This is a genomic window from Paenibacillus sp. GSMTC-2017 (assembly GCF_016019935.1).
GTDB lineage: Bacteria > Bacillota > Bacilli > Paenibacillales > Paenibacillaceae > Pristimantibacillus.
The window spans coordinates 251,429-264,233 of sequence record NZ_JAECMT010000003.1; the positions used below are offsets into that span (position 1 = coordinate 251,429).

13 protein-coding genes are annotated in these 12,805 nt (G+C 44.2%); 10 read left to right on the forward strand and 3 right to left on the reverse strand.

Annotated elements, in window-relative coordinates:
* Nucleotides 1-4 precede the first annotated feature (4 nt).
* Both I6N90_RS13125 and I6N90_RS13130 read left to right on the forward strand, forming a co-directional pair.
* Nucleotides 5-1,423, forward strand: coding sequence for a dihydroorotase (locus I6N90_RS13125; RefSeq protein ID WP_197936069.1), 1,419 nt, complete (start codon nucleotides 5-7; stop codon nucleotides 1,421-1,423).
* A gap of 90 nt (nucleotides 1,424-1,513) precedes the next feature.
* Nucleotides 1,514-2,329, forward strand: a complete 816-nt coding sequence (locus tag I6N90_RS13130; RefSeq protein WP_197936070.1) for a cupin domain-containing protein — start codon at nucleotides 1,514-1,516, stop codon at nucleotides 2,327-2,329.
* A gap of 352 nt (nucleotides 2,330-2,681) precedes the next feature.
* Here the strand turns inward: I6N90_RS13130 and I6N90_RS13135 are convergent, their stop codons facing one another.
* The 3 genes from I6N90_RS13135 to I6N90_RS13145 are packed head-to-tail and all read right to left on the reverse strand — an operon-like array spanning nucleotide 2,682 to nucleotide 5,439.
* Nucleotides 2,682-3,803, reverse strand: a complete 1,122-nt coding sequence (locus I6N90_RS13135; protein WP_197936071.1) for an ABC transporter substrate-binding protein — start codon at nucleotides 3,801-3,803, stop codon at nucleotides 2,682-2,684.
* A 42-nt stretch (nucleotides 3,804-3,845) separates the two neighbouring features.
* Nucleotides 3,846-4,670: an ABC transporter permease gene (locus I6N90_RS13140; protein ID WP_197936072.1), complete on the reverse strand. Its 825-nt coding sequence runs from the start codon at nucleotides 4,668-4,670 to the stop codon at nucleotides 3,846-3,848.
* Nucleotides 4,639-5,439, reverse strand: coding sequence for an ABC transporter ATP-binding protein (locus I6N90_RS13145; RefSeq protein WP_232242973.1), 801 nt, complete (start codon nucleotides 5,437-5,439; stop codon nucleotides 4,639-4,641). The genes I6N90_RS13140 and I6N90_RS13145 overlap by 32 nt, the downstream gene beginning before the upstream one ends.
* A gap of 318 nt (nucleotides 5,440-5,757) precedes the next feature.
* On the opposite strand from I6N90_RS13145, the gene I6N90_RS13150 reads away from it, so the two are divergent.
* The 8 genes from I6N90_RS13150 to I6N90_RS13185 all read left to right on the forward strand — a co-directional run bounded on the left by I6N90_RS13150 (nucleotide 5,758) and on the right by I6N90_RS13185 (nucleotide 12,768).
* Nucleotides 5,758-7,371 carry a helix-turn-helix domain-containing protein gene (locus tag I6N90_RS13150; protein ID WP_197936073.1) on the forward strand — a complete coding sequence of 538 codons (1,614 nt, stop codon included), beginning with the start codon at nucleotides 5,758-5,760 and terminating at the stop codon, nucleotides 7,369-7,371.
* A gap of 94 nt (nucleotides 7,372-7,465) precedes the next feature.
* Nucleotides 7,466-8,251, forward strand: a complete 786-nt coding sequence (locus I6N90_RS13155) for an ABC transporter substrate-binding protein (RefSeq protein ID WP_197936074.1) — start codon at nucleotides 7,466-7,468, stop codon at nucleotides 8,249-8,251.
* A complete protein-coding gene (locus I6N90_RS13160) occupies nucleotides 8,223-8,465 on the forward strand; it encodes an ABC transporter substrate-binding protein (protein WP_197936075.1) in 243 nt (80 codons plus the stop codon). Before I6N90_RS13155 ends, I6N90_RS13160 begins: the two co-directional genes overlap by 29 nt.
* Nucleotides 8,462-9,562, forward strand: coding sequence for a serine hydrolase domain-containing protein (locus I6N90_RS13165; RefSeq protein WP_197936076.1), 1,101 nt, complete (start codon nucleotides 8,462-8,464; stop codon nucleotides 9,560-9,562). Before I6N90_RS13160 ends, I6N90_RS13165 begins: the two co-directional genes overlap by 4 nt.
* 84 nt (nucleotides 9,563-9,646) lie before the next feature.
* Complete coding sequence (locus tag I6N90_RS13170) at nucleotides 9,647-10,048, forward strand: RrF2 family transcriptional regulator (protein ID WP_197936077.1); 402 nt, start codon at nucleotides 9,647-9,649, stop codon at nucleotides 10,046-10,048.
* Between the two features lie 88 nt (nucleotides 10,049-10,136).
* Entirely contained in the window at nucleotides 10,137-11,057 is a 921-nt protein-coding gene (locus I6N90_RS13175; protein WP_197936078.1) for an NAD(P)/FAD-dependent oxidoreductase, read from the forward strand.
* 33 nt (nucleotides 11,058-11,090) lie between these two features.
* Complete coding sequence (locus I6N90_RS13180; RefSeq protein ID WP_197936079.1) at nucleotides 11,091-11,795, forward strand: class I SAM-dependent methyltransferase; 705 nt, start codon at nucleotides 11,091-11,093, stop codon at nucleotides 11,793-11,795.
* A gap of 127 nt (nucleotides 11,796-11,922) precedes the next feature.
* On the forward strand, nucleotides 11,923-12,768 hold the full coding sequence (locus I6N90_RS13185) for a sulfurtransferase (RefSeq protein ID WP_197936080.1): 846 nt from the start codon (nucleotides 11,923-11,925) through the stop codon (nucleotides 12,766-12,768).
* Nucleotides 12,769-12,805: the final 37 nt, after the last annotated feature.

Genomic DNA, 12,805 nt, shown 5'->3' on the forward strand with positions numbered 1-12,805 from the left:
TCTTTTGAGCTCACAAAGGTACGATCTTATCGTTGAAAATGCCCGTATCGTTTATCGTGATCTTGTGATAGATGGAAAAATCGCTGTTCGAAACGGAAAGATAGCAGCGCTCCTTCGAGTGGATGAGCTTGTGGAGGCAGATCAAACGATTGATGCTGAAGGGCGTTACGTCCTGCCGGGGCTTATTGATTCACATGTTCATTTCCGAACACCGGGGTATGAGCATAAGGAAAACTGGTATTCGGCATCAAAGGCAGCTGTAGCAGGTGGAATAACTACTGTGCTTGATATGCCTAATACGAATCCCTATACCGATTCGGTGGAACGTTTGAGGCAAAAGTCTGCTCTTGTGTCCGGACAATCATTTGTCGATTATGGCTTTCATATTGGTGTCGCACCTGGCAAATCGAGCGTGCTTGAAGCGCTAAATCGTGGGGAAGCAGCGAGTATTAAGCTGTTTCTTACTGGTCACCGAACAGCAAAGCACATTATCGATGACGACGCAGAGTTGGACTATATTTTCCGATTGGCAGCAACTAAATCTATTCCTTTGACGCTTCATGCGGAAGATGATGTTGTACTTCGGTTGTTTAGGCAAATAAGCGATGAACCTTCGAATTTGAGCCAATATGAAGCGGCTTATCCTCGTTCAGGGGCAATTGTAGCAGTAGCTCGTATATTGCGACTCATTCGTAAACATGACACATCTGTACACGTGCTTCATGTATCTTCTTCGGAAGAAGCGGATCTGCTAGACGCTGCGGCTGAAGCGGGTTACCCAGTAACGTATGAGACGACTGCACATCAATTATGGTTTGATCATGCAAGCGCTTTGACGCAAGGAACTAGAGCGAAGCTTAGTCCAGCCATTCGTGAGCCTCGGGATCGAACTAGACTGTGGGAGTCGATTAAGCGGGGAACGCTTGCGTCAGTTGGCAGTGATCATGCACCGCACTCCAAAGCGGAGAAAGATTTTGACTTTAACGATGCGCCGCCTGGGCTTCCAGGGGTACAGGAACTGTTGTCCGTCTTGTTAACGGGGCTTAAGAAATACGTTCCCTCTCTTACGAGAGAGGAACGACTTCTTACAGTAGCGAAGTTGCTCGCATCAGGTCCCGCAACTCGTTTCGGCTTTGATCATTTGAAGGGCAGCATTGAAGCAGGGCTTGATGCTGATTTTGTTATTTTGGATGACGAGAAAAAGTGGACGGTATCTGAGGAACATATTTTATCAGGCAGCGGGTGGTCGCCGTACGAAGGTATTGAGCTCGAAGGACAAGTGCTCGTAACAATTGTGAGGGGACAGGTTGTTTACAATCGAGGACAGTTTGGCGAGGAAGTTGGCGAGCCGCTTGTTCTCCAGAAGGAAGTAACAAAATCATTCCAGCATACAGCGGGAAGTCCGTATTATGTGTTGGCTTAGTGTTAGTGGAGTTAGATGAGTGAATAGTGGAGCAAACGATTGTGCTTAGTAGTTTTATAAACTTGAAATAGGGAAGGATGAGGCAGTTAGATGACAGCAACTAAACTATTAACGACAGGTGCAGTGATTAAATGGTCAGAATTAACCTTTGAGGATCGTGGTCAATTATTAGTAGCTATTCCTGTTAGTGAAGAGAAAGGTGCGACGCTTGTTAAAGGGATAGTTGTACGAATAAAACCAGGAGGAACTTGGACTAGTTGCGAGAAAGGGAAGGCGCAGGAAGTTGTTGGCGTCATTTGGAAGGGGAAGGGCAGTGCACGTGTGGGTGAAGAGAGAAGTAGTTTAGTACCTTCGTCTGCCCTATATGCACCGTCTGGGGTTGAATACGAAGTAACCGCGGATCAAGGAGAGGAAATTACACTTTATATTTGGCAGTCGATATTGCCGGAAGGATCTGTAGTCGCTTCAAAGCCAAAGTTATTTAATAGCCTGTATAACGAAGAAACTCAGTTAAAAGGCTTTACAGGCAATGATCCATCGCAAAAGATTGAAAATCCAGCCAATATGAACTTTCTGTTCTGGCCGGGTACTGGCAGTGCTAGACTATCGCTCCATTGCGGCATTCAACAGCCAGGTCAAAGCTTCGCCGTCCACAAACATCCGCATTCCAGTGAGCTGTTTATCGGAGTAGAAGGCAAAGGCGAAATTTATTTGGACGGGGAATGGCATCCATTTGAAGCGGGAGATTTGCTCTATGTTCCGCAGGGAATCTTCCACGGGACACGTAACCTTAACACGGGAGAAGGTGCGGCAAGATTCGTAACAACCGGAGGACCAACACCGTTTGACGCTAGCTTCTATACGTTTGCCGGAGTTTCTCCAGAAGTGCGTAACCCGTCGGAATAATTAAGTAAAACGCAAGAAAAAAAGGGCTTAAACAAAGTAGAACCTTCTTCTCTAATGTTAATTGTTAGAGTGGAAGGTTCTTTCGGGAGATTTTCGAGGACACCAGATCTCTTTTTTGCTAGATACAGCCTATTTGACTAATTTGGAGGATAGCAGATCACTTATTTATCAAAATCCAATGGTTTTTGGCTGCATTTAGGGCAAATAAGTGATCCTATGTCCTCGAAGGTATCATTTTGAAACGGATATTCATAAATAACGGATCCTGTGTCCTCGGGGTAACATCTTAAAGTACCCAAAAGTGTGATAAGAGTGCATAATTTTCGGATCAAGATCTCCATTGCAGTAACCGTTAAGGTATCGTTACAAGCGCTGAATCGACTGCTTTTAGATAAGAAGAATCGATGAACGTCTTGTAGTCGGGCACGGCTTTAATTTTTTCATTTTTAAGTAAAAATTGAGAGATGCCCTCTAAAGAATCGACCAGCTCAGGTGTCAGGTTAAGTGCATAATTGTTGAGCTTGATAACTGTCTTGATGTCTTCTACATTTTGACCTAATGCTTTGCTGATATGTTCTGCCGCCGCGTCTGGACTTGCTTTAATGAATGCGACTGATTTGTTTAGAGCACGGAGTGCAGCTTTGGTCGTTTCGGGATGTTTGGTGAGAAAATCGCTATGACCGATAAGTATGGAGTATGGGTTAATAAGTTGCTGAGGCCCTTCTTCGCCGGGAACATGTGACTCATTACCAGTTAGAAGTGCAACGCCGCCATTTTTGACACCATTCAGGGCAACGGGTTGCCAGATGACGAAAGCATCAATGTTATTGCTTTGGAATGCGGGTAATATTTCAGTAGGTCCAATTTTAAACGGCTCAATGGACTTTAGATCAAGGCTATAGTTCTCAGCTATTCGTAAGAAAAATGCTTCGGATACTGTTCCAGGGACGTAGGAGACTTTCTTGCCGTTTAAATCGCTTGGCGTTTTGATTTTGTCGGGGTTGACGACCAGCGTCTGAACGCCGGATATATCTGCTTGTTGGGCAATAATTTGAATTGGCAAACCCGATGCTTTCGCGATAATCGGAGGAATGTCACCAGAGGAGCCAAGCTGAATGCTCTTCGATCCAAGGGCAGCTACGACGTCTGGGCCAGCGGCGAACAGTTCTATTTTGACATCGAGACCCTCTTCCTTAAAGTAGCCTTCTTCTTGGGCGATAACGATAAGTGGAGAGAGTTGAGTATCACGAGCTGAACCGATGGACAAACTCGTCGTCTCAAGCGTTGGAGTAGGTGCGACAGTTGAAGTCGTTGATGCAGTTGTCTCGGGTGCTGTTGAAGGGGAAGTTTGTGGCTCGGGTGAAGATTTATTAGCCGCCTTGTTCGTTGCTTCTCCGCAAGCGGCAAGTATAACCGTTAGTAGGATGAATACAAGAGTAAGGAGCAATGATTGCGATGTGCGATTTGTTGACATAGTTTTAAGCCTCCATCATAGTAACTTCTTATTTTTCTTATCTTATTTCCAGCGTAGTAGCGCTTTTTCTAGTGCAGTAAGTAACACATTAATAAGAAAGCCGATGATGCCGATCGTAATCATACCAACGAGTACTTGATCGGTTCGGAACATGTACCTGCCTTCTTGAATAAGAAAGCCAAGACCTTCATTGGCAGCGATTAGCTCAGATCCGACAAGGCAAATGAAGGCCATGCCCATACCGGAGCGAATTCCGATCATAATGTTCGGTATAGCTGCACGAAGTGTGACGTAGTAGAAAATATGACTTTTGCGGGCACCGAGCGATTGAGCTGCTCTTACGTGAACAGGATCAACCTGACTAATACCTCCCGTAATGTTAAGTAGAAGCGGGAAGAAGGCGCCATAAATGATAATAGATATTTTCGACCATTCGTCGATGCCAAGCCAAAGAATAGCTAAGGAAATGAAGGCGAGCGGCGGTATTGGGCGAAACAGCTCAATGACAGGATTAATCGCATCTCGAAGGAAGCGGGAGGAGCCAAGCAACAACCCAAGCGGAAGTGCCGCTGCGAATGCAACGCCAAATCCGAAAACGACTCGCTTTAAGCTAGATAAAGCATGAAGGACCAGCGAGCCGTCGCTGAGCATATGAGCCATCGTTTGCAATGTAGCGGTTGGACTTGGCCATTGTGCTGGTGTAACTAAGCCTAGCCCAGTAATAAGGAACCAGATAAGTAGTAATGCCGATAGTCCAGACAATTTCGTAAGCAGTCGTATCCATGTTTTAGCTTGTAAAGGTAGCAAGCGTCCTCTGCGGGACGTACGCAGACCTTTATGCGGTAACGACTGAATGGTATTCTCCATATGAGCCTTCTCCTTCGCGCAATATTCCGCTAATTATTGATTGATAGTGAAGCATCCTCTCGTCATGACGGTTTCGTAATCTTGGCAAGTTGATGTGCAAGTCTAAGGAGATTCTAGCTGGGTTAGGCTGAAGGACAATGACACGATCTGCTAGATAGACAGCTTCCTGAATGCTATGAGTGACAAAAAGACACGTTTTACGCTGCTTCTCCCAAATGTTGAGTAGTTCAGCTTGCAACTTCTCACGAGTCTGCTCGTCGAGTGCAGCGAACGGTTCATCCATAAGCAACACATCAGGTTCGTTGGCGAGTACACGTGCAAGTCCTGCACGCTGTTTCATACCACCGGACAGTTTGCTCGGATAGTGCTTTTCAAATCCAGTTAAACCGACCATCTGAATATAATGATTAGCACGCTCCGCTCTTTCCGAAGCTAGGATGTCATTCACTCGCAGGCCAAACTCCACGTTTTGCTGCACAGTAAACCATGGAAATAAGGCGTACTCTTGAAAGACAACGCCTCGTTCTTTGCCCGGTTTTTCAATCCGAGACTGATTGAAGGTGATATTACCTTCATAGGGCTGGAATCCAGCCACGCAATTTAGTAACGTAGTTTTCCCGCATCCACTTGGGCCGAGCAAGCAAATAAATTGCCCAGCTTCAATAGTAAGGTTAAGTCGATTTAGAACAAGCCTGCCAGTAGAATGGTCAGGACTGGAGAACGCGACAGTAACATCTTGGAACGACAAGATGGGAGTATTTTTAGACAATTGTATAATCACCTCTCAGTCCAATAATTCATACTATTCCGCTAAGTTATATTGTATATCTACATTAATGTAACAGTCTTAATTAGAGCAATCCAATACAAAAAGAGCTATCAGAACGATAGCTCGGGGGCAATATATTGATTTTTGTTTATAGTAAGTATTTATAAATATAATGACTCCACTATACTAGTGATATATGGAAAAAACACACTGTAATGGGCCGATCACAGATTCGGAGTCAATGGAAAAGTTTTAAGTGCTGATACGTTTATAGGAGCGCAAAAAAAAAAAGTAAGATGTCAGGTAGGAGGTTTAAGAATGCAACAAATACCCTCGAAGCGCATTCTGTACGGTATGCGCAATGCTAAGCAGCAAACGGGAAAAACCTTTCAGTCCGTGAGCGCACATGAAATGACATGTAGTCATAGCTTGCTGTTCCTGCTATCTGGGAAGGCATCGCTGATTGTAGGAGAGAATCGGTTGGAGATGAGAAAGGATTCCGTGTATTATTGCCCTGCCAATACTTTGCTTCAAGTGTTGAACAGCCAATCAGAATCGGAAGTACTGCAGCTTGAGTTTGATGTATTGATGGAGCTTATGAACGGGTCTTTTATGCCAATTGATAGTATCCGTGAGCTCGATGAAAAAATGAGGCCTTCCGCGATTGATAAGGCTCTACAACTGGCGAGGCAGGTTCACCGAGAATGGAATAGTAACATACCGGAGGACAAGCTCCTTGCACAGGCAGGATTATATCAGTTAGTTCATCTTGTCTTAACCGCAGCGATCAACTCTTCAGTGGATTTGTTGGAAAAGCTTGATCTGACTAGAAAATATTTGCATTCGCATTACCGAGATACAATCACAATTGCGGATTTGGCCCAGCAGATGGACGTCAGCGTTAAATATTATATGGAGTTGTTCCGACGTTACTATGGAATAAGTGCAAAGCAATATTTAACTGATATACGGATGGAGGCTGCACGTCGTTTACTCGCGAGGGGAGGCGCATCTATGTATTCCGTTGCAAGAGATGCGGGGTACAAGGACGAGTTTTATTTCAGCAGACGCTTTAAGCAGGTAAATGGTGTGTCGCCAACTGTGTTTATGCAAAGCAGAAAGCGAAAAATAGCCGTTTTGGATAGCTCTTTTATTGGGCTGCTGCTACCGCTGAATTATGTGCCATTGGCTGCACCCGTGCATCCGGTGTGGCGATCCTACTTCTATCAAGAAATAGGAGATCAAGTATCTCTCAAACTATCCGTCGGCCGATCGACTGCTGTCGTCAACGCGAATATTAAACTATTGTCTGATCAAAATGAACGGTTTGATATGATCCTGTATCCCGATTATTTAAATGGTGAGCAAATCAAATGTTTAGAGCTAACCGGAGTGGAATTAATTTTGGTGGAATGGAATAGACAATCGTGGCAGAAACAGCTTGCTACAATTGCAGAGCGCTTGGAGGCTCAAGTTGAAGTGGAGCGCTGGATGACAGGCTATCGCTCTAGGCTGGAAACGGCTAGAGTGATGCTTCAGGAACGGACACAATCGCGGAGCCTGCTGTTTATGCTCATTGAAGGAAGCGTTGCTTACCAGTGTTATGACAGAGGAGTGGCTGAAGTCGTGTTTGGTGAGCTGGGACTACAACCGGCAACCTCGGTTAATCCAGACATGAAAATACCGCTAAGCATTGAACAATTGCTCACCATAGATCCTGACTATCTGATGTTATTAATTTATCAGGATGAGGAGACGATGAACTATTGGCAGGAACTGCAACAAGAAGAATCTTGGCATGAACTAAAAGCAGTCCGCAGCGGTCGTATCTATTCACTTGCTCCGTTCCCATGGCGGGATTATGCTCCACTCTCTCTCGATTTGATTATAAATGAGCTGTCAGAACGCCTGTCAGCCGACGTTTGTCCATAGGAATCACCGCTGTTCGTTCATGTACCTTAGGTCATATCCTCTCTATAATTGATAATAATAATCATTTTCGAAATAGAGAGAAGGGAGTATATTCATGATCAAAATGTTGCGTAATTCAATGTACGTATTTTTGCTCACCGGTCTGCTGTTGGGATGCGGTAGCAGGCCAGCAAGTGAGACGGTCACACCAAATCAAACGCATGCAGCTGCAGATAAAGAGGTAAGCACCGAAGAAAGCACTGTACGAACGATCAGCTATCTTGGCGAGAGCTATACGATACCTGCTGAGCCAAAACGAATATTGTTTTTGAGCGCTTTCGAGTTAATGGAAGATGCTGTTTTGATGGGGTATGAGCCGTATGCTGCAAGTGCAATTGGAGATAAACAAGAGCCGTTTCCTGGTTTTTTTGGAAAGGTAACAACACACACGATTCCCTTGTTAGCGGAAAGTGCTGACAGTATGGAATATGTCCTTGAATTAGCTCCCGATCTGATCCTTAGTACGGATATGGAAACGACGGCAGTGCTCGAGAAATTGAACAAGGTTGCAATAACAATTCCAACTTCGCACCACGGACCCAATTGGGAAATAAATCTAGAGTTATTAGGTGAATTGATTGGTGAGCAAGAAAAAGCGAAGCAGTTAATTGCTGACTACAAAAAGGATAAAATTGAAATTGCCGCGCGATTATCGCAATTGAACGACCAGAATGTCGTCTCGATACGCATACGCGGAGGGGAAATGATGATCTATCCTGAAGATCTTTTCTTAAACGATGTGTTGTATGGAGAAATCGGTTTAACGGTTCCGGATCTTATTAAGGACATAAAGCAGCAGACTGTTATTTCACTTGAAGGATTATACGACGCTCGACGCTGATCCAGATTATATTTTTGTGCAATTTGATTTGTATGAGAATAATAGGGATGAAAAAATATTGAAAGAGTTGATGGATAGTCCGATATGGAAGGGGCTAAAGGCAGCGCAAAGTGGTCGTGTGTTTGTTAATGCGGTAGACCCTCTAATTATGGGAGGCGGGACAGCCTATGGTAGAATGTCAATTCTTAAAGGTGTAGAGGAGAAGTTAAGATGATGAAAAGTATACATTCAAATCGGGCTGTTAATCTTCAATTGGATCGACTGTTTAAGGATAAGTATGAGCAGGGATTATTCGATGGGAATGTGCTTGTAGCACACAAAGGAGAAATCATATTCAGCGGCTCTTACGGCTGGGAGTGTTATGAGAAGAAAATACCATTGTCTTTGCATTCACGTTTCGAACTGGCTTCAGTTACAAAACCAATCACTGCTTTAGGCATCAAACTGCTAATACGGAAATCCATGCTTAAGGAGAACGATGCGTTATCAAACTGGATTCCAGACTTTCCTTATCCCGAAGTAACTATTGAGCATGCACTCACACATACATCCGGGTTACCAGATTATATGGCATTACTTGAGGATCATTGGGATCATGCCCGTATCGCGAAAAATCCTGATGCGCTATGGCTGCTCGCAGAACATAAGCCACCCCAGTATTTTGCGCCAGGAAGTGGTTTCAGATATAGCAACACAGCATACATGTGCCTTGCTTTGGTTATCGAAGCGGTATCAGGTCTTTCATACGCGGACTTTATGCGATCCTATGTGTTCGAACCTGCAGGTATGACTGATTCGATGGTTATTAGCAGAAGGTTACAGCCCGAACTTACCGCAGAAAAGTATGCTTTTGGTTATATTCGACTTGAAGACGGTCGTATTTGCTTACCTGATGAATTGCCGGTTCAGCAGTATGTACGTTATTTGGATGGAATCCAAGGAGACGGTACCGTACATTCTACAGTGTTGGATTTGTTACGTCTTGATCAAGCTATTCGAAATGGCGTTTTTTCGGATTTACAAGATTCGATAGTGGATTCCAATCCGGAGTGGCTAGCTCCTATAGATTCAGGCACAGGGCGTCGTTTGGAACATGTTATCGATGGCTGGTTCGCGGAGCGGTCTTCTGTGGGTGGGCGAATGTTGGGACATAGCGGCGGCTGGCCGGGATATGCGACCAGGATGTGCAGGTATATGGACAGCGGTCATACCATTATTCTGTTATGTAATGTAGAGCCGCTCGATTACCGCACCCGTGCCGAACAGCCCGAGGACTGGCAGCTTCAGATTGAGCAACTGTTGATGAGATAGTCATTCAAGAAGCAAAACATTTATTTGCTTTCGAAGTGTATTAAAGTTATTATGGATTCATATAGTCCTTAATGGAGGTCCATAATGAAATATTCCCAAGCGACCGATTATGCGCTTCATGCGATGCTTTATCTGGTAGCATCAGCAACACCTGAGAAGCCTGTAGGCGTGCAACTGCTGGCTGAGAAGTTAGGCGTTTCACAAACCTATTTATCCAAGTTGATGACCAAGCTAGTCAAAGCAGGATTGATTCAATCCGCTCCAGGAGCTAATGGTGGATACCGCCTTAGGAAAAATCAGGAAGATATCTCTTTTCTCAATGTTATTCATGCAATAGAAGGGATAGCTTCATTGTTCGAATGCAGTATTAATCACGGAGAAGAGTGTCTCATTCAGAAAGTTGTACTGGATGCTGAGCGCCAGATGGAGCAGCAACTTGAAAGCAAGAAGTTAGTGGAGTTGGTAAAGTTGTTTAAGACGGAGTAGATTCCGTCCTTTTTTCTGAATCTATTATGGATAAAAAGAATCTATTATATCTATAATAATCACAAAACACTATGAGGGGGAAATTGGTATGATTCAAGATTGTGTAATTGTTGGCGGAGGACCATCTGGTCTAAATGGGGCGCTTGTGCTAGGCAGAGCAAGAAAAAATGTCGTTGTCATTGATGAAGGTCGTCCTCGTAACAGGGTTACTCGCGAGACACATGGTTTTCTTACGAGGGATGGTATCAGTCCTTCCGAGTTCCGTAGAATTGCTAAGGAACAGATTGACGCTTACCCATCCGTCGAAATTGTATCGGATAGTGTTGTTTCTATTACAGGGGACGATGGTCAATTTCAAATAACGACCGCTCAAGGTAACGTCTATTTGAGCAAGAAGGTGCTTTTTGCAGTAGGGAAAAGGGATCTTCCACTTGATATTAACGGTTTGGCAGATGTATATGGTAAAAGCGCCTTCGTGTGCCCTTATTGTGATGGTTGGGAATTGCGAGACCAACCGCTAGTTTTAATTGTCAACGGAGCTAAAGCACTGCATTTTGCCAAGACAATATCAGGGTGGACAAAACATTTTACAATCTGTACGAATGGACCTGATGAGATGACGCAAGAAGACAGAGAGGAACTAGAGAACCGCAATGTTCCTATATTTAACTCACCAATTCGAACGATAGAATCAATCGATGGCATGGTACAGCACGTTGAGCTAGAGGACGGAACAACAATTTCATGTGCGGGAATTTTCTTCGGGCCGAAGCTGGTGGCAGGATCAGAACTTCCTAGTTCATTAGGCTGTGAGATGACGGAGGCTGGAACGGTTGTTGTTGATCATGTTGGCAAAACGAGTGTTCCGGGTATTTATTGTGCAGGAGACGCAGCGACGGAAATGTATCAAGCCATTACAGCTGCTTCTTTAGGGGCTATGGCTGGTATAGGTATAAATAGTGAACTACTGACGGAAGATTGGGATACAGATTCAATCATAAACAGCTAGAATTAACTAAAGCATTGGAGGCAGTTAAACACAATGAAAGAAGAACGTGCATACAATTCCGAAATGGCGAATGCATACGAGGTGAACGCTCGAATTTCGCTACCTTCATACGATGCGATATTTACGATGGTTCAATCTTATTTCCGACTACAATTAGGAGATAAATCAGCAGAAGTACTTGCTGTTGGCATTGGCTCAGGAACCGAACTTTCTGCATGGGGACCCTCAAATCCGAAATGGACAATCACCGGAATTGACCCTAATTTAGAAATGTTAAAAATAGCTAAAAACAAAACGTTCGAACTAGGCTTAGAAAGCCGAGTAAAACTAATACATGGGACAATTGAGGACTTGCCGTTGCAAGACGCGAAGTTCGATGCTGCAAGTTGTATTTTGGTTCTTCACTTCATAAACGATGTTCAAGAAAAGGTGAATCTGCTCAAAACGATTAAAGCTAATTTGAAATCAGGAGCTCCATTTGTACTTGTTAGCGCTTATGGAGATCGTGATGATGCAGAGCTTCAAGACAGAATGAACGTCTGGAAAAGCTTTTGGTTAGATAACGGTCGCGATTTATCCACAGTGGATGGGATGATAATTAAAGCTATTCAGCAGCTTTCTTTTATTTCTGAGAATCACATTATACAGTTATTAGCGGAAGCCGGCTTTACGAATATTACTCGCTTTTATTCTACTGGAATTATGGCGGGATGGATTTGTCATGCGGGTGATCATTAAATGAAAGGTCAAATACACGGTCATAAGGGACGGAAATTTGCATAAATCTGAGGGGTGGTCTTTTTTGATGCGAAAAAATTCCGTATAATAGAACGAATGAACAGATAGTTGGAAGGTGGAATATAGCGTGAACAATATCGTTTCTTTAAAATGGCTATCAGACAACATAGATGAGTCAAACCTCGTAATCGTTGATTGCAGATTTCTAATGGGTAAGCCAGATGCTGGTCGTGAATTGTATGAGGCATCACATATCCCTGGAGCTGTGTACTTAGATTTGGAAAAGGATTTGTCAGCGCCTGTTGGTGAATACGGCGGTCGTCATCCTTTGCCGGACATATTTGATTTGACGGTTGTGCTTAGTCGTGCTGGAATCAGTAATGAATCACGTGTCATTGCTTATGACGATCAAGGTGGGGCGATGGCTTCAAGACTTTGGTGGTTGTTAAAATACTTCGGGCATGAGCAAGTGTTTGTATTGGACGAAGGTTTCACGGCTTGGGTTAATGCGGGTTACGCAGTTTCGGCTGAGCAGAAAGAGCTGGTACCTACTACGTTCCTTGCTACTGTAGAGCATTCCATGCTTGTTGAGATGGATGAAGTGAGCGAGCTACTAGAGGATGAAAATGTAACGTTGATCGATTCGCGTGAAGCTCCTCGTTATCGCGGCGAAGTTGAGCCGCTTGATCGTGTTGCTGGTCACATTCCTGGCGCGATCAACCGTTTCTGGAAGGACGGACTTGCGGAGAACGGTGCTTGGAAGGATGCAAGTGAGCAAACGGAGCGTTTCTCTGACTTGAATAAGGATCATGAGATTATCGTTTATTGCGGCTCTGGTGTTACCGCTACACCTAACGTTATTGCGTTGCAGGAAGCAGGATTTAGTAAGGTGCGGTTGTATGCGGGGAGTTGGAGTGATTGGATCTCGTATGAGGAGAATCCGATTGCGGTTGGGGACGAAGAGAAGGCTTGATCGGTAAAATAGTATGCAACTTGAAGTACATCACTCA